Source organism: Kitasatospora sp. NPDC050463 (assembly GCF_040655255.1).
In the GTDB taxonomy this organism is placed as follows: domain Bacteria; phylum Actinomycetota; class Actinomycetes; order Streptomycetales; family Streptomycetaceae; genus Kitasatospora.
On record NZ_JBFAJO010000002.1, the window covers coordinates 49,937 to 74,733 of the forward strand.

General features: G+C 73.7%; 17 protein-coding genes. 11 read left to right on the forward strand and 6 right to left on the reverse strand.

Annotation, left to right across the window (positions count from 1 at the left end; translation table 11 throughout):
- The first annotated feature begins 229 nt into the window (after positions 1 to 229).
- From AB0J08_RS01935 to AB0J08_RS01965, 7 genes are all read left to right on the forward strand, one after another.
- Positions 230 to 955: a phytanoyl-CoA dioxygenase family protein gene (locus tag AB0J08_RS01935; RefSeq protein WP_360625759.1), complete on the forward strand. Its 726-nt coding sequence runs from the start codon at positions 230 to 232 to the stop codon at positions 953 to 955.
- Positions 952 to 1,518, forward strand: coding sequence for a DUF6309 family protein (locus AB0J08_RS01940; RefSeq protein ID WP_360625298.1), 567 nt, complete (start codon positions 952 to 954; stop codon positions 1,516 to 1,518). Before AB0J08_RS01935 ends, AB0J08_RS01940 begins: the two co-directional genes overlap by 4 nt.
- A gap of 92 nt (positions 1,519 to 1,610) precedes the next feature.
- Entirely contained in the window at positions 1,611 to 5,927 is a 4,317-nt protein-coding gene (locus AB0J08_RS01945; RefSeq protein WP_360625301.1) for an amino acid adenylation domain-containing protein, read from the forward strand.
- 110 nt (positions 5,928 to 6,037) lie between these two features.
- Positions 6,038 to 7,294, forward strand: a complete 1,257-nt coding sequence (locus AB0J08_RS01950) for an aminotransferase class III-fold pyridoxal phosphate-dependent enzyme (RefSeq protein ID WP_360625304.1) — start codon at positions 6,038 to 6,040, stop codon at positions 7,292 to 7,294.
- Positions 7,295 to 7,340: 46 nt separating this feature from the next.
- Positions 7,341 to 8,201 carry a TauD/TfdA family dioxygenase gene (locus AB0J08_RS01955; RefSeq protein WP_360625307.1) on the forward strand — a complete coding sequence of 287 codons (861 nt, stop codon included), beginning with the start codon at positions 7,341 to 7,343 and terminating at the stop codon, positions 8,199 to 8,201.
- Positions 8,198 to 8,965, forward strand: a complete 768-nt coding sequence (locus AB0J08_RS01960; RefSeq protein ID WP_360625310.1) for an SDR family NAD(P)-dependent oxidoreductase — start codon at positions 8,198 to 8,200, stop codon at positions 8,963 to 8,965. Before AB0J08_RS01955 ends, AB0J08_RS01960 begins: the two co-directional genes overlap by 4 nt.
- Before the next feature lie 4 nt (positions 8,966 to 8,969).
- Positions 8,970 to 9,725, forward strand: coding sequence for a methyltransferase domain-containing protein (locus AB0J08_RS01965; protein WP_360625313.1), 756 nt, complete (start codon positions 8,970 to 8,972; stop codon positions 9,723 to 9,725).
- A 22-nt stretch (positions 9,726 to 9,747) separates the two neighbouring features.
- Here AB0J08_RS01965 and AB0J08_RS01970 read toward each other — a convergent pair whose 3' ends face one another.
- On the reverse strand, positions 9,748 to 10,968 hold the full coding sequence (locus AB0J08_RS01970; protein WP_360625316.1) for a Dyp-type peroxidase: 1,221 nt from the start codon (positions 10,966 to 10,968) through the stop codon (positions 9,748 to 9,750).
- A gap of 31 nt (positions 10,969 to 10,999) precedes the next feature.
- Here AB0J08_RS01970 and AB0J08_RS01975 point away from each other — a divergent pair, with 31 nt between their 5' ends.
- Positions 11,000 to 12,346, forward strand: a complete 1,347-nt coding sequence (locus AB0J08_RS01975; RefSeq protein WP_360625319.1) for a right-handed parallel beta-helix repeat-containing protein — start codon at positions 11,000 to 11,002, stop codon at positions 12,344 to 12,346.
- A gap of 76 nt (positions 12,347 to 12,422) precedes the next feature.
- Here AB0J08_RS01975 and AB0J08_RS01980 read toward each other — a convergent pair whose 3' ends face one another.
- From AB0J08_RS01980 to AB0J08_RS01990, 3 genes are all read right to left on the reverse strand, one after another.
- The gene (locus AB0J08_RS01980; RefSeq protein ID WP_360625322.1) at positions 12,423 to 13,154 is read right to left on the reverse strand and encodes a hypothetical protein; all 732 of its coding nucleotides are present in this window, start codon (positions 13,152 to 13,154) and stop codon (positions 12,423 to 12,425) included.
- Between the two features lie 312 nt (positions 13,155 to 13,466).
- Positions 13,467 to 16,295: an SdrD B-like domain-containing protein gene (locus AB0J08_RS01985; RefSeq protein ID WP_360625325.1), complete on the reverse strand. Its 2,829-nt coding sequence runs from the start codon at positions 16,293 to 16,295 to the stop codon at positions 13,467 to 13,469.
- Positions 16,296 to 16,617: 322 nt separating this feature from the next.
- Positions 16,618 to 18,021 (reverse strand): PLP-dependent aminotransferase family protein, encoded by a 1,404-nt coding sequence (locus tag AB0J08_RS01990; RefSeq protein WP_360625328.1) that lies wholly within the window; start codon positions 18,019 to 18,021, stop codon positions 16,618 to 16,620.
- 77 nt (positions 18,022 to 18,098) lie between these two features.
- Between AB0J08_RS01990 and AB0J08_RS01995 the strand changes: the two genes are divergently transcribed.
- Positions 18,099 to 18,761 (forward strand): LysE family translocator, encoded by a 663-nt coding sequence (locus tag AB0J08_RS01995; RefSeq protein ID WP_360625331.1) that lies wholly within the window; start codon positions 18,099 to 18,101, stop codon positions 18,759 to 18,761.
- Positions 18,762 to 18,972: 211 nt separating this feature from the next.
- On the opposite strand, the gene AB0J08_RS02000 is transcribed toward AB0J08_RS01995, so the two are convergent.
- Both AB0J08_RS02000 and AB0J08_RS02005 read right to left on the reverse strand, forming a co-directional pair.
- Positions 18,973 to 20,364, reverse strand: coding sequence for a hypothetical protein (locus AB0J08_RS02000; RefSeq protein WP_360625334.1), 1,392 nt, complete (start codon positions 20,362 to 20,364; stop codon positions 18,973 to 18,975).
- 373 nt (positions 20,365 to 20,737) lie between these two features.
- Complete coding sequence (locus AB0J08_RS02005; protein ID WP_360625337.1) at positions 20,738 to 22,087, reverse strand: MFS transporter; 1,350 nt, start codon at positions 22,085 to 22,087, stop codon at positions 20,738 to 20,740.
- Positions 22,088 to 22,827: 740 nt separating this feature from the next.
- Between AB0J08_RS02005 and AB0J08_RS02010 the strand changes: the two genes are divergently transcribed.
- Positions 22,828 to 23,757: an acetaldehyde dehydrogenase (acetylating) gene (locus tag AB0J08_RS02010; RefSeq protein WP_360625340.1), complete on the forward strand. Its 930-nt coding sequence runs from the start codon at positions 22,828 to 22,830 to the stop codon at positions 23,755 to 23,757.
- Entirely contained in the window at positions 23,754 to 24,767 is a 1,014-nt protein-coding gene (gene dmpG, locus AB0J08_RS02015) for a 4-hydroxy-2-oxovalerate aldolase (protein WP_360625343.1), read from the forward strand. The genes AB0J08_RS02010 and dmpG overlap by 4 nt, the downstream gene beginning before the upstream one ends.
- The last annotated feature ends 30 nt before the right edge of the window (positions 24,768 to 24,797 follow it).

The following is a 24,797-nucleotide window of genomic DNA, read 5'->3' on the forward strand; positions in this document are numbered from 1 at the left end:
CGCCAAGGGTCTTGTGAGGGTTGATCTCGGCCCCGCAGACTCCAACACGCATAATCTCACCGAAAGTGATCAGTCCACTTCCCTCTGTGGCGCCTGAGTCGCCTGGGGTCGGCAGCGAACAACGCGTCAGCGTTGTGGGAAAGGGTGAATTGTCATAGTGCCGCTGTCTCTTGAAGAGCACGAGGCCCTCGGCGCCGCAGAGCGGGAACAGTTCGCCGCATCGGGGTATCTGGTCCTTCCGGGGTTGCTCCCGACGTCCTTCCGGAACCGGCTCGTGTCCGAAGTGGACCGCTGGGTCGACGACGGTCTGCGGGCCCGCTCGATAGCCAGCTGCGTCGATCCGGACACGCATGACGCGCCCCCGGTGCTGGAACTGGAGCTGCCGGGCCACGGTGAGCTGCTCACCCACCCCGTCCTGATGCGCCTGCTCTCCGACCTCATGGGCGCACCGTTCGTCTTCCACCACCTGCACAGCGACAGACAGCGCCCGGGGGTCACCGGAAAGCCCTGGCACCACGACTACGAGCCCAACGACCGCTCGGAGCCGTCCCTGCTGATGGTGCACGCGCTGCACTACCTCGGCGGCCTGGACGAGACCGTCGGCAGTCTCGCGGTGCTGCCCGGCTCCCACCGCGAGCCCGCCGGCAAGACCGCGCTCGCCCACCTGGGCACCGCCGAACTGCCGGGCGAGGTCGTCATCGACCGGCTGCCGCCCGGGTCCACGGTGCTGCTCAACTCGGCGCTGTTCCATGCCCGCCGGCCGGCTCCCGGAGGGGGCGACCGCCCCCGGTACTTCGTGGACGCGTCGTACTGCCAGGTGGGAGCGCGCTGGCGGCCGGTGAAGCCCTTCTGGCGGCGCATGCTGGCGCGGGCGAGGGAACTGGAGCTCGGCGGGGAGCAGTGGCCGGAGCTGTTCGCGGACCGGCATTTCACCGAGTACACGAAGACGACGTGAAGGGTATCGGTGTGGAGGTTCTCGGCTCGGCCACGTTCGCCGAGGTCCGCTCGGTCTACCTGCGCAACCACAGCGCCGAGCAGGCGCACGAGGCGAACACCAACCAGGACGGTGAGGAGAACCTCCGGCGCGCCGACGAGCTGCTCGGCAGCTGGTGGCGGGTCCGGCTCGCGCGGACCGAGGTCCTCGGCGTCGTCCTGCCCTGGCACCTCAGCGAGGGCGGCGGGATCGAACTCGTCCCGCGCTCCGGGCTGACGGTGCGCCAGGCCGTGGACCGCGTCCGGGCCGGCGGGCGGACGTGGGCCGGGGCGAACCCGGTGTGCGCGGCGAAGCTGGCACTCCTGAAACAGGCGCCGCTCACCCCGGTGTACCTCAGCACCGCCCCGGTGCCGCACTCCGACTACTCGGACCTCCTCGTCAGGGAGGGGCTCATCCACCTCGACGGCCTGCACCGCATGGTCGCCTGGGAACTGGCCCGGCGCCTCCCGCGCGGGGAGTGGCTGGACGCGTTCGTCGCAGGTGACGTCCGGACCCGCGTCCGGACCGCGGACCGAACCTCATGACGCCGCCCGCCCGCACCGACCCCGCCCGCACGAACCGGAGACGAACACACGTGATGCCCGCGACACGGCCCGTCCCGTCACTGACCGATCTGTTGACGCGCAACGCCCTCGCCCACCCGCGGCGGACCGCCCTGAGCGACGGGACGCGCTCGTTCGACTACCGCCGCCTCGACGCCGTGGCCGGCCGGGTCGCCGGCCTGCTGCGCGGGGCGGGCGTCGGCGGCGGAGCCCGGGTGGCCCTGGTCGGTCCCCGGGACGCCCGGTTGCTCGCGCTGCTGCACGGTGTCCTGCGGTCGGGCGCCACCGCGGTGGTGGTCGACCCGCAGTGGTCGGGGCCGGACGTCCGCAGGCGGCTCGACGCGGTCGGGGTCGCCTGCGTGCTGACGACGGACGCCTCGGCACCGGTGCCGGAGCCGTACCGGGCCCTGGTGGTCGACACCGACACCGACACCGACGCCGACACCGACGTCGACCCCGGCACCGGCGCCGGGCCCGTCTCGCCGACCGTCGCCGGCCTTCCCGGGCCACGCGCCGCCGCGGCGGGGGCGGACGCGGAGCCGGCCTACCTCTCCTTCACCTCGGGTTCGGCGGGCGAGCCCAAGGCCGTCGCCGTCACCCACGCCAACGCGCTGCACTACGCCCGGTCGCTGGGTGACCGGCTGGGCCTGACCGTCGCCCACGCCCCGTGCGTCGCCCACGTCACCACGCTGGCGGCCGACCTGGGCCACACCTCCTGGCTGCTCGCGCTCGCGACCGCGGGTTCGGTCCACGTCGTCCCCGATCACGCGACACGTGACCCCCGCTCCTTCTGGGCGTCGCTGCACGGCGCGGGGGTGTCGGTGCTGAAGACCACACCGTCGCACCTGACGGCCCTGCTGGACGAGCGGCCCGCCACGGCTCCCGCCCTGCACACCGTGCTGCTGGGCGGCGAGCCCCTGCCGCGGACGCTGGCCGCCGCCCTGCTCGACGACGGCGTCGCGGACCGGGTGGTCAACCACTACGGCCCGACGGAGACGACCGTCGGCGCCACCTGCTTCCTCGCCGCGACGGCGGGCGACCTGCCGGCCGACGAGGCGACAGTCCCAATAGGTACCGGGATCGGCGAGGTCGTCCTCCGGCTGCTCGACCCGCGGACGGGCCGTCCCGTCCCCGACGGCGAGCCGGGCGAACTCCTCATCGGCGGGGAGGGCGTCAGCGCCGGCTACTTCGGCCGCCCGGACGAGACCGCCCGCCGTTTCGTCCGACACGAGCAGGAGGGGGCGGCCCCGGTCCGGATGTACCGTACGGGTGACGTGTGCCGCCGCCGGCCCGACGGGAACCTGGTCTTCCTCGGCCGGTCGGACCGTCAGGTCAAGGTCCGGGGCTTCCGGGTCGACCTCGCCGAGGTCGAGCGGGTGATCGAGGAGTCCCCGGCCGTCGTCCGCTCCGTGGTGATCGCGCGGGACACCCCCGCGGGCGTCCAACTGCGCTCCGCCGTCAGGATCGCGGACGGCTGCGCCGTCACCCCGGCGGTGGACGCCCTCCGCTCCCACCTGCACCACCGGCTGCCCGGCTACTCCGTCCCCCAGGTGATCGTCCCGGTGACGGAGTTCCCGATCGGGCCGAACGGGAAGCTCGACCACACCCGCCTGGACGCCGTCATCGGCGGGGTCGTCGAGGAGCGGGCGCGACACCCGCGAACGGGCCGCGAGGACTCCCCGGCGCGGACCGCCCCGGGGTTGGCCCGCGCCGTCGCGCAGCTCTGGGCGAGCGCGCTCGGCCTGCCGCACCTCAGCCCGCACGCCGACGTGGTGAGCCTCGGCGGAGACTCGATCCTCGCCATGCGGACGGTGGCGCTGGTGCGCCGCGCCGGGTTCCGCATCGTGTTCGAGGACTTCTACCAGCACCCGACCCCGACCCTGCTGGCCGCCGCCGCCCGTGCCGTGCGGGAGGAGGCGCTGCCGGTGCCCGCGGCGGCGCGCCCCCGGGAGCGCGGGCTCGCGCCGGCCCAGCGGTGGCTGTTCCGCCAGCCCCTCGACGACCTCCGGCACTGGAACCAGTCCGTGCTGCTGCGCTGCGCGGTGGCCGTCGACCCGGGGGCGCTCTCGACGGCCGTCGAGGGCCTGCTCCGGCGCCATCCCGCCCTGCGGCAGCCCGTCCTGCCCGACGGTCCCGGCGAACCGCGGCCCACCGGCGACCTGGACGTGGTGACGTTCTCCACGATCCCGCGGCAGGCCGGGCAGTTGGCGGAGACGGTCGACCGGGTCTGTACCGCACTGCACCGCAGCCTCGACCCCGCCGCCGGGCGGCTGATCCGGGTCCACCTCTTCACCGGCCCGCCGGGCGTCGACGACCGGCTGGCGGTGATCGTGCACCACCTGGCGGTCGACGGCCTCTCCTGGCGCATCCTGCTCGACGACCTCGCCCGTGCGTACCGGGCGGCGAAGTCCGGGCGGCCGGCCGACCTCCCGCCGACGGCCGACTTCTACGAGTGGGCCGCCGCGTCGCCACCGGCGTCCACTGCGCCGGGGGTGGACGCACCGCGGCTGCCCGCGGCCGACCCGACCGGCAGCGAGGCGGCGGCCGTCACCTGGGCCCTCGACCGCGCCGCGACCGCCCGGCTCGTCGCTCGGCACGGGCGGGGGCAGGGGCTCGAAGCGCTCCTGCTGTCGGCCTTCGCCGAGGCCACGTCGAGCTGGAGCGGGCAGTCCCGGCTGGCGGTGGAGGTCGAGACGCACGGCCGCGACGTCACGGGCGCCGACGGCGATCACCTCGACACCGTCGGGTGGTTCACGGCCGTGAAGTGGGTGGCCCTCGACACCGCGGAGCGGCACGGCGGCGGTGCCGGTGCGAGCCGCCCCACGCCGGCCGAGCGGGCCCGCGAGGTCGGGCGCCGCGTTCGGGAGGCACCCCTGTTGCCGATGGACGTGACCGGCCCGCGCCCCGAGACCGGCTTCAACTTCCTCGGGACGTTCCGGTTGCCGGACGATCCCGCGCTCGGGTGGTCCGTCGCGCGGGAGCAGGCCGGTACCGCCCGTTGCGCCGGCGGCGATCCGCTCTACCGGCTCCGGCTCACCGCGCGCATCGTCGAGGAGCGGCTGGTGGCCGACCTGGTGTACAGCCGGCCGGCGTTGTCCGACGAGAGTGCGCGGGGCATCGTCGCCGCCTTCGCCCGGGACGTGGCGGACGCGGCCGGGGTGGCGGCCCCGCCCGCTGCCAGGACGCCGCTGTCGACCTCCGGCCAGGTGCTGCACCCCGGCCACCGGACACCCCCCGGCCCGGCCCGGTGGCAGGTGCGCGAACCCGCCCGCGTCCTCCTCACGGGGGCCACCGGCTACCTCGGCAGGCACCTGCTCACCGAGTTCGTCGCACGGGGGGCGCGGGTCACCTGCCTGGTGCGCGCGGAGCACGACGCCGACGCGGCCCGACGGCTCGGCACCGCGCTCGGCAGTGGATTCGGCACCGGACCCGGCAGCGCGCTCGGCGACCGGCTCGGCACCGGCGTGGTCGAGGCGGTCGCCGGGGACATCGACCGGGAGGGCCTCGGGCTCTCCCGCCACGGCCTCGCCCGCGCCCGCGGCGCCCAGGTGGTCGTCCACGCCGCCGCGGACGTCCGGCTGGTGGCGGCACCCGCCGAGTTGGAGCGGACCAACCACGCCGCGGTCCGGCGACTGCTGGCCTGGGTCGACGCCGAGGCTCCCGGGGCCGCCTTCCACCACGTCTCGACCCTGGCCGTCGCCGGCCGCGTCGACGGCTCCCCCCGCCGGTTCAGCGAGGCCGACCTGCGGATCGGCCAGAGCTTCCGGACCCCTTACGAGCGGGCGAAGTTCGGCGCCGAGGAGACCGTCCGGGCCTGGGCGGCCACCGGCCGTCCGTGGTTCGTCCACCGCAGCGGTCACATCGCGGCGCACAGCCGCACCGGCGCGTTCCAGCGCAACATCGGCGACAACCGGATCTACCAGCTCGTCCGCGGCTACGTCCTGGCCGGTGCGGCGCCGCACCGGCCGGCGACGGCCTTCGCGTTCTCGCACGTGGACACCGTGGCCGCGGGGATCGCCGCGATCGCGACGGACCCGTACGCCGCGCCCGGTGTCTACCACGTCGAGACGCCGTACCAGGTGCCCCACGACGAGCTCGTCGGCTGGCTCGCGGAGTACGGCTACCCGATCGTGCTGACCGACGACGACACCTTCGCCGAGGCCCTGACCCGCGTCGAACGGACGCACCCCACCGCGGCCAGACTGGCCTCGGCCTGGTCCCAGCTCGACGACCGCAACATCGTCGTCGACAGCTCCTACACCGCGTCCGTGCTCGACCGGGCCGGAGTGCGCTTCGCCGCACCGACCCCGCAGTGGTGGTCCGCCGCCCTGTCGTGGGCCACCCGGGCCGGGTTCCTCCCCCAGGCCGTGCTCTCCGGCCGGACGGCCTGACCGCCCCCGGACACGACCGCCACCGCCGACCGGTCCCCCGGCCCGGTCAGCGCCGGCCCGGTCACCCCTGATCAGATCACCGCGCACCACCGAACCCGAGGGTAGGTCCGATGTCCCAGCTTTCTCCGGTGCTCCAACAGGCCACGCCCGTCGTCGCGACCCGGGGCGAAGGACTCCACCTCTTCGACGCCGACGGCCGGCGCTACCTGGACTTCACCTCCGGTGTCGGGGTGACCAGCACGGGACACTGCCACCCGCGGGTGGTCGAGGCCGTGCGGCGGCAGGCCGGCCGACTGATCCACGGGCAGTACACGACCGTGCTGCACGAGCCCCTGCTCACCCTCACCGAACGGCTCGGCGAGGTCCTGCCCGAGGGGCTGGACTCGCTGTTCTACGTCGCCTCCGGCAGCGAGGCGGTGGAGGCCGCCCTGCGGCTGGCCCGGCACGCCACCGGCCGGCCGAACGTCATCGTGTTCGACGGCTCCTTCCACGGGCGCACGATGGGAGCGGCGGCGCTCACCACCGCGGGCAGCCGGTTCCGCGCCGGAATCGGCCCGCTGATGCCCGGCGTCGCGGTGGCGCCCTTCCCGTCCGCCTTCCGGCTCGGGACGACCGGCGAGGAGGCCGTGGAGCACGCCCTGCGAGGTCTCGACCACGTGCTCGCCACCGTCAGCGCTCCCGGCGAGACCGCCGCGATGTTCGTCGAACCGGTCCTGGGTGAAGGCGGCTACGTCCCGGCTCCGCCCGGCTTCCTGGCCGGCCTGCGCGAGCGGGCGGACCGGCACGGGATCCTGCTGGTGTTCGACGAGGTCCAGAGCGGGTTCGGCCGGACCGGCAGGTTCTGGGCGCACCAGCACGACGATGCCGTCCGGCCGGACGTCCTGGTCACGGCCAAGGGGCTGGCCAGCGGGTTCCCGCTGTCCGCGATCGCCGCACCGACCGCGTTGATGCGCAAGGCCTGGCCCGGCTCGCAGGGCGGAACGTACGGCGGAAACGCCGTGGCGTGCGCGGCCGCGCTCGCCACGCTCGACGTCATCCGCGACGAACGCCTCGTGGAGAACGCCGCCGAACAGGGCGGCCGGCTGGCGGACGGGCTGCGAACGGTCGCGGCGGCGGCCCCGGCCGTGGCCGACGTGCGCGGGCTGGGACTCATGCTGGGCAACGAGTTCTGCCACCCCGACGGCTCGCCCGACGCGGCGGCCGCGAAGCGCGCCCAGCAGGCGGCCGCCGAACTCGGCCTGCTCCTGCTGACCTGCGGGATCCACCTGAACGTCGTACGGATGATTCCGGCGCTGGTCGTCACCGCCGAACAGATCGACGAGGCGGTGGCCCTGTGGTCGAAGGCCGTGGCCGCGGCGACGCAGTGAACCCCCGGACCGGCGAGAACGACGACGAGGAGGAGTCGTGTACGACATGTCCGATGACACGGTGACCGAGATCGGCTGGAGCAGTGCCGATCTGGAGTCCCGGCGTGAACACTGGTCGCTCCCGCTCACCGACACCGACCGCCGGCTCCTCCGGGCCGACTCGCGGGCCGGGCGGTGGGACCGGGCGGAGGAGGTGCGCAGGACGCTCGGCGGCTTCGTGCGCGACAGCATCCGGTCGGTGGGCTTCGCGCACGTCCGCAACCTGATCGATCCCGCCACGTCCGAGGACGACGCCGTGACGGGTCTGTCGTTCGTCCTGGGGGAGTTCGGACAGATCGTGGTCCAGAACGCCCAGGGCGACCTGACCCAGGTGCTCCGCGACCGCGACGGCGACGGCGCGGCCGAACTCGGGTTCCACTGCGACACCTGCGACCTGCTCGTCCTGCTCTGCCTTCAGCCGGCCGTGCGGGGCGGCGGGCTCACCAAACTTGCCAGCGCCCGCCACGTCCACGACCTCATCGGGCGGGAACGACCGGACGTGCTCGCCACGCTCCAGGAGGACTGGACCTTCGACCGGACCGGCCGGGCCGGCGAGCAGGTCGTCGTCTCCCCGATCCTCTTCACCCAACCCGACACGACCGTGGGCTGCTACTACCAGACCCGCACCGTGCGGACGTCCCCCGAGCGGGGCGGGCCGCCCCTGAGCGCACGCCAGTGGGAGGCCCTCGCCGTCCTCGACGAGGTCCTCTACCGGCCGGAGATCGCCTTCGGCCTGGCCATGGCCGCCGGCGACCTGCTGATCATCCGCAACAGCCGGGTGCTGCACGGCCGTTCCCCCTACATCGACGAACCCGGTCCGAACTCCCGCCGGATGCTGCGGGTCTGGATGAACACGGAGGTCCTGTGAGCACCGACGGAGCGGGGAACGGCAGGATCGCCGTCGTCACCGGCGGCGGCAGCGGACTCGGCAGGGCCGGTGCGCTCGCCCTGCTCGCCGCCGGGTGGTCGGTCGTGGTGGCCGGCCGGCGCAAGGACGCGCTGGAGGAGACCGTCGCCCTGGCGCGGTCCGGTCCGCGGCGGATCGTCGCCGTCCCGACCGACATCAGGAGCCCCGACCAGGTCGAGGCCCTCTTCCGGAACGCCCGCGAGCACTTCGGCCGGGTCGACCTGCTGTTCAACAACGCGGGTGCGGCCACCGCGCGCAGGCCGGTCGCGGACGTGCCGTTCGAGGACTGGACCCGGGTGATGGACACCACGGTCACCGGCACCTTCCTCTGCGCCCAGGAGGCCTTCCGCACCATGCGGGCGCAGTCACCGGCGGGTGGGCGCATCATCAACAACGGCGCCCCGTCCGCGCATTCGCCACGGCCGAACTCCATCGCCTACACCACGGCCAAGCACGCCGTGCTCGGGCTGACCCGGGCCCTGGCCCTGGACGGCCGCAGGTTCGGCATCGCCTGCGGTCAGATCGACGTCGGGAACGTGGCCCCGGTCGACGGAAGCCCGCAGCCGCCTGCCATGCAGGCCGACGGGTCGATGGCCGTGGAGGCGACGATCCCGGTGGAGCGCTTCACCGAGGCGCTGCTGCTGATGGCGTCGATGCCGCTCGACACCAACGTGCAGTCCCTCACCGTCCTGCCGACGACGATGCCGTTCATCGGAAGGGGCTGACCGGATGCTCGTCAGTGCCCGCTCCTTCGACGAGTACCGGGCCATGTTCGCGCTGTCGGACCACGACCTCGCGCTGCGGATCCTGGACTGCCCGGGCGGGGCCGCGAGCTTCGTGGCGCTGGCCGGGGCCCGCGGCACGGACGCCGTCGCCGTCGACCCCCAGTACGCCCACGGCACGGACCGGCTCGGCGCCCTGGTGCTGAAGGAGATCGAACACAAGCACGCGTCCCTCGTGGAGAACGCGTCGAGCTTCCGGTGGACGTGGTTCGGGGACGTCGAGAACTACACCCGCCTGCGCACCGAGGCCGCGCGGACGTTCGCCGCGGACGCCGCCGCGCGCCCGGACCGCTACCTCGCGGCCTCCCTGCCCCACCTGCCCTTCGCCGACCGGTCCTTCGATCTCGTCCTCAGCTCCCACCTGCTGTTCTCCTACGGCGCACAGCTGGACGAGGAGTTCCACCTGGACTCCCTGATCGAGCTGGCGCGCGTCGCCCGCCGGGAGGTACGGCTGTTCCCGCTGGTCCTGCACACCAGCAACCGGCCGTACGAGCCGCTGGACCGGATCCGGCACGCGCTGGCCGGCCACGGCATCGCGACGCGGCTGCGGCAGGTCGGCTACGAGTTCCAACGCGGCGCCGACCGGGCGCTGGTGCTGGACTGCACCGACCACCGCGCGCTCCCGCGCGCGAAGCCCGCCACCCCCGCCGGCTCCGGTGGCTCCGACCCGGTGCGGTGGCGCCACCTCGGCGCACATCCGTGACCGATGCGCGGTCGCCGGAGCGTCAGGACCAGAGGTGGTCGCCCAGGGCGGTGCCCTCCGGAGCTCCGGGGAGGACGTAGGCGACGGCGGAGGCGGTGTGTTCGACGAAGGGGTTGAGGGCGTCGCGGGCGGCCAGGCGGTCCTGGACGCGGGAGAACTGGCCCGGGTCGCGCACGAACGCGCAGAAGAGCAGGCCGCGGTCGCCGGGGGCGTCGTCGTAGCTGTAGCCCCGGCGGAGCATCCGGGCGCCGCCGTCGAGGCGGGGGCCGGCGAGCCGGACGTGGGCGGCGGCCGGGATGACGTAGGCGCCGTCCGGGTGCTTGGCGTAGAGGTCGGGCTCGTCGTGTTCGGCGGCACCGGTCAGCGGGGCGCCGTCTCCGGCCCGGCGGCCCATCGCGAAGTTCTGCTTCTCCTCGGGGAGGGCGGCGAAGGCCGCGGTGTCCATCCGGATCCGCCGGTAGACCAGGACGGTGGCGTCCTGGTGCGGCCCGGGCGGGCCCCAGACCCACTGTCGGGCGGCGTCCTCGTCCGGGTTCGCGGTGCCGTCCTTGAAGCCGAACAGGTTGCGGGGGGTGGCGCCCGGCTCCGTCCCGGGCAGGAAGCCGGACTGCGACCAGCGGGGCGTGGCACCGGCGGCCTGGGCGGCCGTGGTGGCGAGTTCGTTGACGACGGCGAGCGTCCAGTGGTCGGCGGCGCAGAGCTGGAGAAGGACGTCGCCGCCGCCGCGCGCCGGGTCGAGGCGGTCGCCGGGGAACGGCGGCAGCTCGGCCAGCCCGGCGGGGACGACGAGGCCGAGCCTGGCGGCGAGCGCGGGGCCGAGGCCGACCAGCGAGGTGAGCCGGGTGGCGCCGCCGGCCCGCAGGCGCGGGTCGGTCGACGCGCCGTCGACGGCCGTCGCCGCGGCCAGGGTGCGGGTCCAGGCGGCGAGGAGGGTCCGCAGGGCCTCCCGGTCCGCGGCGGCGGAGCTCGGCGGGAGGTCGAAGGCGACGAGTTTCGTCGCCGGGAGCTGAGGGGCCGTCACACCGGACTGCCGGACGCCGTGGAAGGGGATCGGCGCCTCGGGTGGTGGCCCACCGGCTGCGGCGGTCCGGCCCGGTGTGCGGTCGCCGGCGGCCAGTTCGCCGGCCGCCGCCCCGACACCGGCGGCGAGCACCGCACCGGCCGCCAGCAGCGCCCGTCGCCGCCCGAGGCCGGGCGCGGCCGAAGGGTTCGACGACGACGCGTTTTCCGGTTCGGTGGGCATGCGCCCTATTGGAGACGATAGAACACATGCCATGCAAATCACGTCGCCTGATCGTCACTCAACTCCCCGGGCCGCACTGACCGCGACCGCCCTGGTCGTCGCGGTCGCCCTGGCCGCCGGGTGCTCCTCCACGGGCCCGGCCTCGGACGACGCCAGGCATCCGGCCGGGAGCGTGGTCCGCGTGCCGGAGGACTTCCCCACCGTGCAGAAGGCCGTGGACGTCGCGCGGGAGGGCGACACGGTGCTGATCGGCCCCGGCACCTACGCCGAGAGCGTGCGCGTCACCAAGCGCAACGTCGTGGTGCGCGGCACGGACCGCTCCGCCGTGGTGTTCGACGGCGGGCTCAAGCTGGCCAACGGCATCACCGTCACCGGCCCCGGCTCGGTGGTGGAGAACCTCACCGTCCACGGCTACCTGGCCAACGGCGTCCTGTTCACCGGCGTCACCGACGCGAAGCTGCAGCAGCGCGGCGCGGGCGGCTCGGCGTACGACCCGCTGGACACCGCCCGCTTCCCGCCCGTCGAGGGCTTCCGCGCGACGCGGGTCACGGCGTACAACAACGGCCTGTACGGCATCTACGCCTTCGACGCGCGCTCCGGCGTGATCGAGGACTCCTACGCCTCCGGACACGCCGACTCCGGCATCTACGTCGGGCAGTGCAAGCCCTGCGACACCCTGGTGCGCGGCAACACCGTGGAACGCAACGCGGTCGGCGTCGAGCTGACCAACGCCTCGGACGGCGTGTCGATCCTGGGCAACCGCGTGGCCGGCAACCGGGTGGGCGTCACGGTCAACTCCAACGACCTGGAGGCGCTGGCCCCGCAGCACGGCGCGGTGATCGCGGGCAACGTGGTCGTCGACAACAACGCCGCCGACACGCCCGAACAGGCGGACGGGGGCTTCGGCATCGGCGTCGGGATCGGCGGCGGCACCGCGAACCGGGTGGAACGCAACCTCGTCCGGGGCAACCGCGCGGCCGGAGTGATCGTCACCGACCCGCCGGGGCACCCGGCGAGCGGCAACCGGGTCGAGGGCAATCAGGTGGACGGCAACGGCGCCGACCTGGTGCTCGCCTCGGCCGACCCCGACAACTGCTTCGGCGACAACCGGCCCGGCACGCAGAGCCCGGACGGTCTGGAGGCCGCGGCGGGCTGCGGCAGCCGGCGGGGCGGGGCGCTGCCCACGGGCCGCCCGGCTGCGGTGCAGGCGCCGCCCGGAGTCCCGTTCAACCGGGTGCCGGCGCCGCCCGCGCAGCCGTCGCTGCCCGATCCGACCGTGCCCGGCCGCCCGGCGACCGGTCTCCCGGGGGCGGTGGACCCGGGGGCGTATCCGCTCCCGACGGACGCCGGCGCGCTCCCGGCGCAGCCGGCGAGGTGAGGGCCGGCCGCCGAGCAGCGGCCCGGGCGGCGGGCTGGGCGAGGGGGCGGCCCGGGCGAGGGGCGGCGGGTCGGGATCAGCCGGTGAGCCAGGGCGCCTCCGGCAGCCTGGCGCCCTCGTCGTGCCCGGCGAACTCCACCGTGGTCGGCGTGCCCAGTCCCGGCATCCGCATCGTCACCCGCCGCAACGTGCCGTCGCCGTCGACCCAGTAGGTCAGCGGCGACCGCCCGCCGTCGGGCGCGGCGCCCTGGGCGCGCGGGCCGGCGAACCGGTCGTGGCTCCGACCGTCCAGGCTCTCGCTACCGAGCCAACGGGCCCCGGACTGGGCGAGCAGCAGGGGGTTGTCCGGCCGGTCGGCGCCGAGCTGGACCAGCAGCTGGAGCCCGGCGTCCAGCGGGTCCGCCGTGTAGGTGCGCGGCGACCAGCCCGACCGGGGGACGCGCTCGGCCTGCTGCCAGGCCGGGCCGTCGGCGCCGGCCGGTGCGGGGGCGAGTCCGAGACCGCCGGCGTCCCAGACGACCAGGCCCTGGTCGAGCGGGCCGCTCGCCCCGGTCACCCGGTAGCGGCCCGCGCCCCGGCGGGTGCGGTAGTCCACGACGCCGTCGACCCGGACTTCGACGCCCCCGCTCTCGGCCGCGGTGAGTGCCACCGTGACCGGGCTGGCCTGGAACAGGTTCAGCCGCGACAGGGCCAGCCGGGAGGCCTCGTCGACGGTCACCGCCCGCTCCCCCGTCCCGTCGGCGACGGTCCGGTCGACGACGACGCCCGCCGCAGCGACGGCAGCGGCGCACGCCACCAGCGCGACCACGGTCCTGAGCCGGAGGGCCGCCCGGCGACGCGGCCCGCCGCCGTCGGCCCCCGCCTTTCGGGGCTCCGGCGTACGGGGCACCGACTTCCGAGACTCCGGCGTACCGGGCACCGGCGTACGGGCCCCTGCCTTCCGGGGCTCCGGTTTGGAGGCTCCTGCCTTAAGGGGCCCCGGCGTACGGGCCTCCGCCTTCCGGGCCATGCGCTTGCCTTCTCTCGTCGGTCGGTCACGACAGTCGGGCGGGTCCGGGGACCGAAGTCCGCGGACCCGCCCGATCAGTGCCGGCCCTTCAGGGCCGCCACGGGGGGCGTGCTACTGCTGCCGGGCCCTGCGTCGGCGGGCCAGCAGGACCAGTGCCGCGCCGAGCGCGCTCAGCGTGCCCGCAGCGGTCAGCATCACCGGGATCCCCTCGCCCGCACCGGTGCTGGGCAGGTGCGAGCCGGTGGCCGGGGCCTGCGGGGCGGGGGCCGGCGGGGCGGGCGGCGTCACTGCCGGGCCCGGCAGCGTCGGAGCCTGCGTCGACGGCGTCGTCCCGGTCGGTTCCGGGGTCGGCGTGGGCGTCGGCGTCCCGGTCGGGGTGGGGGTCGGCGTCGGGGTCGGGGTGGGGATCAGCCGGTTGACGGCCGTCACCTCGACTCCGGTGCCGAGGTTCTCGGCAGTCAGCACCAGCGGCCCGAACACCGCCACCTCCGGCGGGGTGTAGCCCTCCGGCGGTGCCAGCTCCTGCCAGTAGTACGTCCCCGGCACTCCGCTGCCCTTGCAGATGCCGTCGGCCCCGGTGGTGCAGGGGTCGCCGACCGCCGTGTCGGGCTTCTCACCGGCGCTCTGCAGCCCGTCGGTGCCGTTGGTCTCCTTCCAGAGCCGGAACTTCGCGCCCGCCAGCGGCTTGCCGTCCTGGTCGTGCTTGACCAGGCGCAGCGCGCCCTCCTGCTGTCGGAAGCCGAAGTCGTAGGTGTGGTCGTTCTCGCCCGGTCCGCCCGTGGTGAGCGCTCGCTCGGCGTACTGCCCGCCCGCCGGGACGACGCCCTTGGAGTCGACGAACCGGTTGTCACCGACGTCGGCGTCGGTCGGCACCCACTGGTAGAGCGGGCCGCCCTTGGCGTAGTCGGCCGGGTTGTCGAGCCTGACCGTGTACTTGGTGCGCGGCTTGAGGCCGCCGGTCACATTGGAGTCGTCGAAGTAGTACTCGCCGCGCTCCGTGGTCTTCGTGGTGCCGACGAGCTTCCCCGACTCGTCGTACAGGTTGACGGTCGCCGCCGGCACGGGGCGCTGGCCCGGGCGCTGGACACCGCTGCGCTCGGGGTCGTACCAGACCCTGTTGCCGATCTGGAGCGGGGCCTGGTCGCAGAGCACCTCCAGGTCGCCCATCGAAGCGCCCTTGCCGAACGGGGCGACCGTCCCCGCGGGGTTGAGGCGCAGGCCGAACTTCGGGTCCTGCTTGCCGTCGCGCTGGAGGAACGACGTGCCGTAGCCGAGGGCGGTGTGGTTGGGGTCGAAGGCCGAGGTCGCGATGGTGTTCTCGACCTTGGAGGAGGCCATGCCGGCGAACGCCGTGTTGCGGTGGCCGCCCCAGCTGGTGTCGAAGAAGCGGGTGCCCCGGGGGGACAGCCCGCACCCGTTGTTGGTGTCCATCACGTACGTGCCGTTCACCGGGCAGGCCTTGTTCAGGTCACCGCCCGACATGACGACGGCGACGGAACCCGGCGCGGGAGCGGCCGGCGCGCGGTCGCCGAAGCGGTCGCGGAAGGACAGCAGCATCGAGCCGTCGGTCTCGAAGGCGATCTCGCCCAACTCCGGTTCGGGGTTGGCGATGATGGAGGTACCGCAGGGATTGCCGTTCTGCGAGGTCGGGTAGGTGCCGGTCCACGGGAACCAGCCCGCCCCGTCGCAGGGACCGCCGCCGACGGTGGACTGCCGCGGGTAGTCGAGCGGCTGGTTCAGCACCGCCGCCGCGAAGGCCCCGGTGGCCAGGTCGAACGGCAGCACCACAGCGCGCAGGTCCGACACCTTGCCGGTCGACTCGCCCGAGCAGACGCCGCCGAGGTAACCGGTGCCGTCCTGCAGTCCGAGGCCGAACGGCCGCCAGTCCCCGGCCGCGGGGCAGCCCGGGTCCGGGATCGGGTAGGCGGCCTTCGGCGCGGCCGCCGTCGGCACGGTGGCGTCGTAGCGGTAGAGCTTGCGGTCGTTGAGGTTGACGACGAAGAGGTCCTTGCCGTCATCGGTGATCTTGATGCCGCCGAGGCTCTCCTTGCCCGGCACCGCCAGGAACGCGTCGTCGGTACCGGCGCCGTGGACGCTCGTACCGGCGTCCGGGACGGTGGCGAACAGCGAGGTCGCCTTCGTCGTGAGGTCGGTCACGTAGATCGCGCCCGCACCGCCGGGGCCGTAGTCCGTGGTCCGCTTGGCGACGGCCGAGGAGAACACCCGCCGGTCCGTCCGGTTCCACGCGATGCCGTACAGCGTGCCGGTCTCCGCGTTGGTGGCGACGTCGGTGACGTCGACGTCCACGCCGTCCTGCCCGCGCGCGCTGTACGGGAAGGACACCAGCGTCCGCTGCTGCTTGCCCTCGCGCGTGGTGGGTTGACAGGTCGTCACCAGCGGCGCGTTCTTCTGGCAGTAGTCACCGGGGCTCCACAGCCCGGTGGTGTACGCCACCTTCTTGCCACCGGAGAGGTCGACGAACTCCTCGTTGCTGCTCAGTTGGGTGGGCGCGCCGGTCAGGCCCTGCCGGGAGGCGAACGCCGGGAAGAGCTTGCCCGGCTTCGGGTTCACCACCTGGACACGGTACTTGCCGCCGGTGAGCTTGGCCGCGGCCGGCGCCAGCGTCACCGTGCCGTCCGCCGCCGTGGTGCCCTCGACGCCGACGCCCGCGTCGTCCGTGAGGGTCACCTTCACGCCGGCCAGACCCGGCTCCAGCGCCGGGGTCCACACTCCGCTCGCGTCCACGGCCCGCACCACGCGGACCGTCACCGTACCGTCGCCCGCCTGCGGGAAGGCCGCCGGGGCGGCCACCAGCGAGCCGGCGCCGATTCCGACGACCAACGCGGCGGTGCCGCCCACCGCGCGGCGACCGAACCCACCCGGTCGCCGCCGCTCCGGGCCGTACTCGGCACCGGGCTTCAGTTCACGTGTCGTTGTCATCCCTGCTCTCATCGTTCAGTCGGGCCTACCGCCCCTACCTCGCAAGCGAGTTCACATGTGGCGGGAAACCGCTGTATTTAACGGGAGTTTAAGGTGGCTTCGCACCAGTTCGCAGGAGAACTAGGAACTTTGACGCCGCGCCGGACGTTCCCGGCCGGGGCCGGGAAGTCGTCTCGTTCGGCCGGTTGCCCGGCCTTCGTTCGTGACGATCGGGCTCCGCCGGGCGGGCCCGAACCATTGCCTTCGGTCACGTTCCTTCCGCGCTGCGCCTCGGGCCGGCGGTCAGCGGACCGGGGCCCGGTCGGGTGCGGCCGGACCGGGGCTACGCCGTCGGGTCCAGCAGCTCTTCCGGCGCGCTGCGGGCGACCCGGGCGAGGGTGTCGAGGGCCTCGGCCAGGACGGGGAGCGGCGGTGAGGCGAGGCCGACCCGGACGGCGGAAGGGGTCGCCCGGCCGTCGACGGCGAACGCGGCGCCGGGGGTGACGGCGATGCCCTCGCGCGTGGCTGCTGCCACGAACGTCTCCGCGCGCCAGGGCGCCGGAAGCTCCCACCAGACGTAGTACGAGCACGGGTCGGACCGTAGCGTCCGGCCAGCCAGGTGGTGCCGGGCGAGCAGTTGACGTTCCGTCGCGTCGGCCCGCTTGGCGGCCTCCACCGTGCCGAGCGTGCCGTCGGTGATCCAGCGCACCGCGGCTTCCAGGGCGAATCCGCTCGGCGTCCAACCGCCCGAGTGCAGCGCGGCGGTCACGGAGGCGCGCAACGCGGCCGGCACGACGGCGAATCCGGTGGTCAGGCCGGGTGCGAGACGCTTGGAGAGGCTGTCGACGAGGATGGTCCGTTCCGGCGCGAGCGCCGCCAGCGGCGGGATGCCGGGCCGCAGGAAGGACCAGATCGCGTCCTCGACGAGCGGCAGGTCGAGGCGGCGCAGTTCGGCGACCAGCGCCTCGCGGCGCTCCGGCGCGAGGGTGACTCCGAGGGGGTTCTGCAGGCGCGGCTGAAGGTAGAGGGCGCGCAGGGGGGTGGCCCGGTGGACGGCCGCGAGAGCGTCGGGGAGCAGGCCGGATTCGTCCACCGGCAGCGGCACGAGCGTGATGCCGAGGCGCTGCGCGACCGCCTTGACCACGGGGTACGTGAGCGCCTCCACGCCCAGGCGTTGACCGGGTGGCACGAGCGCGGCCAGGGCGGCGGCGATGGCCTGCCGGCCGTTGGCGGCGAACAGCACGTCGTCGGCGGTCGCGCGCCAGGCCGGACCGTCGCCGGCGTCACCCCCCTGGTCGGGGGTGTCACGCCCGGTGCACCCGGAGCCGGAGGCGAGCACCGCACAGGCCTCGCGGGCGGCGGCGGTGCCCGTCGCACCGACCGGACGGAGGGCGGCGTCCAGCGCGTCCGCCCGCAGCACGGGTGCGAGTCCGGTGGCGAGCAGGGCGGACTGCCCGGGTACGACGGGATAGTTGAGTTCCAGGTCGACCGGAGCACCGGCGGGCTCGGCGAGCGGGACGCGTGCGCCGGGCCTGTCGTGTCCGGCCCGGACGAAGGTGCCGCGACCGACCTCGCCGACGACCAGCCCACGCCGGACCAGCTCGCGGTAGACGCGACCCGCCGTCGATCCGGCGATGCCGCGCCGGCGGGCGAATGCGCGTTGCGTCGGCAACTGCTCGCCGGGGCGCAGCCGCCCCTCGACGATGGCAGCCACGATCTCGTCCGCGATCACGCGGTAGTCCTCCATCGGGCCCGCCCCTCCTCATTGCACCGAGTGCAAAGTCATCATTGCACCGACCCCGCACCCGGCCCTAGCCTCCTGGCATGGACGCACTCATCTCGGCCGTCGACGCGCACGCCGTACTCGGGATCGCCGCCGTGGCAACGGGCATGGTGCTCACGCCCGGGCCGAACATGATCTACCTGATCTCCCGCTCGATCACGCAGGGACGCCGGGCGGGGCTGCTCTCGCTGACCGGTGTCGCCATGGGCTTCGTGGTCTACCTCACCGCCGTGACGGCGGGAATCACCGCGGTGTTCGCCGTCGTCCCGCCCCTCTACACCGCGATCAAGCTCGCCGGCGCGGCCTACCTGCTCTGGCTCGCCTGGCAGGCCGTCAAGCCGGGCGGCGCCGCCGTCTTCGCACCGCGGCACCTGCCCCCGGACCCGCCCCGCCGGCTCGTCACCATGGGTTTCCTGACCTGCCTGCTCAATCCGAAGATCGCCGTCATGTACGTCTCGCTGCTGCCTCAGTTCGTCGTCCCGGCGCGCGGCCACGTCGCGACGCAGAGTCTCGTGCTGGGCTTGACCCAGATCGTCATAGCCGTCACCGTCAACGGCCTCATCGCGATGAGCGCGGGAAGCATCGCGTCCTTCCTGGCCGGCCGACCCGGCTGGCTCCGGTTCCAGCGCTACGCCATGGGCACGGTCCTCGCGGGCCTCGCCCTGCACATCGCTTCGGACCGGGCCAAGGCCGTCGCCACCTGAGGTCGCCGGCAGGCCACCCGGTCGCCGGGGGCGACGTGGACGAGGCCGCAGCGCCGGTGGTAGCCCTCGGCCCGTCGAACAGACCGCCGTCGCAAGCACAGCAGTCGGCCGGCCGTTCGGCTCCCCTGCGGCTACCGCGGCCCCGCTGGGTACGAGACCGCCGTCGCGGCCCGGCCACCACGCCGAAGGTGCCCGTCAGAGCGGAGCGAGCTCACTCACCACCGTGGAAGACGCAACCGACCGTGGCGCCACTGCCCATGCTGACCACCCCCACGGCCGGATCGGCGCTGGCCCGCACGAAGCCTCCGGCGTACCCGTCGTCGTCGACACCGCGTGCACCCACGTAGAGGCCCCAGTTGAGGAAGAGTTCCCGCAGGCCGCCGGCACCGTCGGGAAACGGCTCGGCGGCGGGACGTACCCGGTGCTGGAGCACGAACGGGCCGTTCATGGCCGAGGTGACCTGGCTCTCCCACGCCGCCGCGTCCACCTCCCAGCCGGCGGTGATTCCGTTGCCACCGTGCAGCAGGGTCGGCTTCAGGATCAGCTCGTGCTGATGGGCCAGGGCGTGGGCGAGCATGTCGACCCGGGCGCCGCCGGGGTCCGTGGCGCGCGGGCGCACGTACCGCGTCCATGGCAGGAGCCGGTCGATGCAGGCCAGTTCGGCGGCGTCGAACAGGTCACGGTGCTGCTCGTCGGAGAGCATCGCCAGGGTGCCCTTGTTGCCGTACAGCTCGGCGTCCAGCCGGCTGAACAGGCCCACCTTGCCCTGCTCGACCGCGACCAGCAGCGGTTCCAGCTGGGCTGCCGAGGAGGGGTCGGTGAGGTCCTCGGGCAGGAAGTACCGGAAGACCACGTCGACGGCCCGGCCCGAGACCGTCGGACGGCCGTTCGGGTACGTGAGCTCGCCGAGGTCGCAGGCGATCCCCTCGGCTCCGTGGTCGGCCAGCATCGCGGCGAACACCTGCAGTCGGGGCCCCACGACGGCGAAGTTGTCCACCGTGTCCACCACCGCGACGACGGGCGCGCGGCCGACGGGGATGTTCGCGGCGCACTCGGCGTACATGGTCCGCACCATGTGGCCCAGCGTGTCGCGGTAGCGGAGCCCGTGCCGCCGGACGAACTCATCGAGCGGCGGGTACGCCAGCATCGCGCGGTTGATGTCGGCGTTCTCGAAGCCACCGAGCGCGCTGGTGAGATTGAACTCGAGAAGTTTGAACTCCGCACCGTCATGATAGAGATCGGCCCGGCCCAGCGGGAGGAGTGCACCGGTCCGGGCGCTCCGCGTGATCAGCGCTGATTGCAGGGGATCCATGCCGACCGCCGCCGCCAGCGCGGTGAGGCTTCCGCCGAACACCCGCTCCGGCAGTGAGCGCAGCAGTTCGTAGACCGTGTGGAGGTCTTCGACGACGGTGCGGCGCTCGGTCTCGCCGAGGAAGGCGGGGCCGTTCAGGAACCGGTCCTGGTACGCCAGGGTCAGTGTGGCCGACTCCCGGGCGGCGGCCGTGGGGTGGTGGCCGCCCGTCGGCGCATGCCGCGCGAGCTGCTCCCCGTACGCGTGGCCCAACCGCGATCTGGGTGGCTTGGGCAGGCTCGTGGTCGTCATCGCAGGTCCTGATTCGCTAGTAGGTGGGTCCAGGCAGGCCCGTGGCCGGGCCGCTCGACCGTCGGGCGTGGGTTCGCAGTGATTCCGTGGTCACCGGGCGGGCCCTGGCGCGTCCCGGCCCGTCGAGGCCTCATGAGAGACCGGTGGTACCCCGTACCTTCGGGTCACTGCGCAACTCCGCGCGCTCCCCCGGCCGTTGACCGTCGTGGTGCGAGCCGGCCGCCGGGTGGCCCCTTCGGCCTCATCCCGAGCAGTCGAGCTCCGCGCAGGACGGTGCCCCGCTGTTCACCGGTGCCGCGGACGGCTGGAGCCGGTCGGGGCGTCCGGTACGGTGCCGGCGCACCGCGGCGCCGGGCGTCGACCGGCTGTTCGCTCAGCTCGCTTCCGTGAGTGGCGGAGCCTGCACGGCGGTCGGCTCGGTGCTCTGCACGGAGGCCTGCACGGTGGTCGGCTCGGTGCTCTGCACGGTGCTCTGCTCGGCACTCTGCTCGGCGCGTGTGATCCACTGGCGGCGGGCGCCCACGAAGAGCCCCGCCGCGACAACAGCCATGACGACCGCGCCGGCACCGAACACGGCGCGGGTGCCGACCTCGGCGGCCACGATGCCGCCGACCGCCGCACCGATGGGCAGTCCACCCCAGGCGACGAGCCGGTACACGCTGTTCGCCCGCCCGAGCAGGTGCTGCGGCACCAGGGTCTGCCGCAGGACGACCACGACGACGTTCCAGGTCACTGTCCCGCACGCGAAGATCGTGAGGGCCGCGCCGGCCGCGTACACCGAGGGCACGGCGGCCAGCGCCGTCTCGCTCGCGGTGATCAGGACGGCGGTGGCGACCAGCGCGCCTTCCCGGCCGAGACGTTCCGTCAGGGCGGGGGCGAACCGTGCGGCCAGGACGGCTCCCACGGCTTGGCAGGCGAGCAGGACGCCGTACCCGAACGGGCCCAGGTGGAGCACCTTCCCGCTGTACACCACGAGAACGGCGAGCATCGCGTTCCCGGCGAGGTTGATGAGACAGGACACCAGGGCGAGGCTGCGCAGCAGCTGATGCGAGAACAGCCATCTGGCGCCGGCCATCATCTCCGACATCACGCCGGCCCGGTCCGGTCCGCGCTCGATCGGCCGGGTGCGGCGGATGCGACTGAGCAGGACGGCGGAGCACAGGAACGTGGCCGCGTCCACGCCGAAGGGCAGGGCCACCGCCACACCGAAGATCAGCGCGCCGAGGAGCGGGCCGACGAAGCCGGTACCCGCCTCCTGCACGCCCATGATCCGGGCGTTGGCGGTGGAAAGTCCGGCCTTCGGGGTGATGAACGGGACGAGCACCTGGGCGGCGTTGCGGCTGAGGACCTCGCCGACACCGAGCAGGAACATGCATCCGTAGAGCAGCGGCAACCCGCCCCAGCCGCCGAGGATCCCGACGGTGAGCACCGCGAGCAGGACGGCCCGGGTGATGTCGACGCGCACCATCATCTTCCGGATGTCGAGGCGGTCGCCCAGGAGCCCTGCCGGGATGCCGAACAGGACGAACGGCGCGGTGAAGGCGACCGAGGCCGCGCCGATCAGGCGGGGGTCGTCGGTCAACCGGGAGGCCAGCAGGGGGCTGGCGGCGATCGTGGCCCCGTCACCGAGCGAGGAGATGGCGGCGGACCACCACAGCAGGGAGAAGTCACCGCCCAGGCGAAGCCGTTGCGAGCCGGCCTCTTCCGCTGTCGAGGCGCTCATGACACTGCGTCACAGTGCAGCCGACAGTCCATCAGTTAGCTCCTCCGAGATGCCGCACCCGTCGTTGACGCCCCATCAGCCCGTCGTCGTCCGCCGAGGCCCGTACGGTCAGGAGCACGCGGATCCCGACAATAGTCGGCCTCCGCAGCGACGTCGAGGGAAAGATCAGATCCGTTGATCGAACCGGTCGGACGGCTCCGAAGAAGATCAAATCCCCTGCGGTTCAAGGGGGTCGTGCCCTGCCGTCTTCTGATATGTTCGCCGCCGCTGGGCGCTGAACTGGTGACCGGAAACGTGCATGCATGGGAGGGCATGCCGGCAACCGGGCTTTCACAGACTGCGTCAAGACCCCCGGGTCGTGCTCGCGCCCGATCGATTCGGCGCGACGACCGGCGGGCGAGCGGTCTTGCTCTCCTCGCCCTCCGAACGCGCGACCACGCGTCGACCTCCTCACGCTTCGCCTCGCGGCGACCTGGCCGGCAGTGACGGCCGGCCGCCGGCCGCACCAGAGGCGGTGTGACCGAACCGCGTCGACGCACGGTCCAGAGCCGAGGACATCCCAGTGAGTCACCTGAGCGTCTGCAATCAGGGCTGCCACGGAGCAGCCGCGCACATCGACGGATGAGGACAACGTTCATGGGAACCTGCGAACCGGACGCGGCGAGACAAATCACCATCACTCGCCGTTGCCTCTCACGTCATCCGCGGACCTGCCACCTCGGGTCCCACGGAGACATACGTTGACTCCCACGGTGGGCCCGAGAAGGGCCCGTCCGGAGTTCGCCGAACCTTTGACGGTCGCCGTCATCGGGACCGGGGCGATCGGCCGGGACCTGGTGAGCAAGATCGACCGGTCACCGGCGTTGGACTGCCGGCTGGTGGCCGGACGCAATCCGGAGTCGGCGGGTCTGCGGTACGCCGAGAGCCTCGGCTGTGCCACCACCGCCGGCGGCATCGAGGCCCTACTGGCGGCCCCGCGCCCGTTCGACGTCGTCTTCGACGCCACCAGCGCCGCGTCCCACCGCGACCACTGGCCGCTGCTGGAGCCGCTCGGGACGCTGGTGATCGACCTGACGCCCAGCAAGGTCGGGCAGATGGTGGCGCCCACCGTGACCGGGGTGTCGCCGGCCGACGGACGCAACGTCAATCTGATCAGCTGTGGCGGTCAGGCGGCCGTCCCGGTCGTGCACGCGCTCGCCGCCCACTTCCCGGTGACGTACTTCGAGGTCGTCTCGACCGTCGCCAGTGTCGTCGCGGGCCGCGCCACCAGGCTGAACCTCGACGAGTACGTGGCGACCACCGGTCACGCCGTGACGGCGTTCTCCGGCGTGACCGACGTCAAGGCGATCCTCAACATCAGTCCGGCGGTGCCACCGGCGACCTTCCGGACGGCCGTCCACGCCCGCACGGCCGGCGCCGACCCGGTGGCGTTGCGCGCGGTGGTCGACCGGGCGGCCGCGCAGGTGCGGTCGTTCGCCCCCGGGTACGAGGTCGTCGCCTGCACGGTGACCGACGACCTGGTGACGATCACCCTCCAGGTCATGGCGCACAGCGACGTGCTGCCGCCGTACGCCGGGAACCTCGACATCATCAACTCCGCCGCCGTCATGGTCGCCGAGCAGTACGCGACCCGGCCGGACCGGCCGACCCGGACGGGAGTGACCTCATGAAGCACGTGGTGATCCACGACCCGACGTTGCGGGACGGCCAGCACGCGGTCCGGCACCGGCTCGGCCTCACCGCGCTGCGCCGCTACGCGGAAGCGGCGGACGCCGCGCGGATCCCGGTGGTGGAAGTCGGCCACGGCAACGGCCTGGGCGCCTCCTCGCTGCAGGTCGGGCAGGCCGAGGTGAGCGACGACGAGATGCTGTCGACCGTCCGCGAGGCGCTGCACCACAGCCGGATGGGTGTCTTCATGCTGCCCGGCTGGGGCACCTGCGACGACCTCCGGCGGGCGATCGCCCACGGCGTCGACGTCTTCCGCATCGGCGTGCACGCCACGGAGGCGTCACTGGCCGAGCGCCACCTGGGCTTCCTGCGGGATGCCGGCGCCGAGGCCCACTGCCTCCTGATGATGAGCCACATGGCCTCCCCGGGCGAGCTCGCCGAGCAGGCCGCGCGGGCCGTCGGCTACGGGGCGCGGGCCGTGGGGATCATGGACTCCGCCGGCCACTTCCTCCCCGCGGACGTCACCGCGCGGATCGGTGCGATCGTCGAGGCGGTCGACGCCCTCCCGGTGATCTTCCACGGACACAACAACCTCGGGATGGCCGTGGCCAACTCGGTGGCCGCGGCCGACGCCGGCGCCCTGATCATCGACGGCTGCGCCCGTGGCTTCGGCGCCGGGGCGGGCAACACCCAGCTCGAAGTGCTGGTCCCGGTGCTGGAGCGGAGCGGGTACGCCACGGGCATCGACCTGTACGCCCTGCTCGACGCCGCCGAGCTCGCCGAGCGCGAACTCATGCCCGCGCCACCGGTGACCGCCTCGATGAGCATCGTCAGCGGCCTGGCGGGAGTGTTCTCCGGATTCAAGCACCGGGTCGTCGAACTCTCCGCGGCCGCCGGCGTGGACCCTCGCGACGTCTTCTTCGAACTCGGTCGACGGCAGACCATCGCCGGCCAGGAGGACCTGATCGTGGACGTGGTGACGGAGCTGAGCAACCGCAAGACCGACAGCTGACGAAGGTACGTGACCGGCTCCAGACAAGGA

Bases quoted from the DNA above. Each gene is read 5' to 3' on its own strand.
- AB0J08_RS01965 (WP_360625313.1), top strand. From the start codon at position 8,970: ATGCTCGTCAGTGCCCGCTCCTTCGACGAGTACCGGGCCATGTTCGCG.
- dmpG (WP_360625343.1), top strand. From the start codon at position 23,754: ATGAAGCACGTGGTGATCCACGACCCGACGTTGCGGGACGGCCAGCAC.
- AB0J08_RS02000 (WP_360625334.1), bottom strand. From the start codon at position 20,364: ATGACGACCACGAGCCTGCCCAAGCCACCCAGATCGCGGTTGGGCCAC.
- AB0J08_RS01970 (WP_360625316.1), bottom strand. From the start codon at position 10,968: ATGCCCACCGAACCGGAAAACGCGTCGTCGTCGAACCCTTCGGCCGCG.
- AB0J08_RS01955 (WP_360625307.1), top strand. From the start codon at position 7,341: ATGTCCGATGACACGGTGACCGAGATCGGCTGGAGCAGTGCCGATCTG.
- AB0J08_RS01975 (WP_360625319.1), top strand. From the start codon at position 11,000: ATGCAAATCACGTCGCCTGATCGTCACTCAACTCCCCGGGCCGCACTG.
- AB0J08_RS01990 (WP_360625328.1), bottom strand. From the start codon at position 18,021: ATGGAGGACTACCGCGTGATCGCGGACGAGATCGTGGCTGCCATCGTC.
- AB0J08_RS02005 (WP_360625337.1), bottom strand. From the start codon at position 22,087: ATGAGCGCCTCGACAGCGGAAGAGGCCGGCTCGCAACGGCTTCGCCTG.
- AB0J08_RS01995 (WP_360625331.1), top strand. From the start codon at position 18,099: ATGGACGCACTCATCTCGGCCGTCGACGCGCACGCCGTACTCGGGATC.
- AB0J08_RS01950 (WP_360625304.1), top strand. From the start codon at position 6,038: ATGTCCCAGCTTTCTCCGGTGCTCCAACAGGCCACGCCCGTCGTCGCG.
- AB0J08_RS01985 (WP_360625325.1), bottom strand. From the start codon at position 16,295: ATGACAACGACACGTGAACTGAAGCCCGGTGCCGAGTACGGCCCGGAG.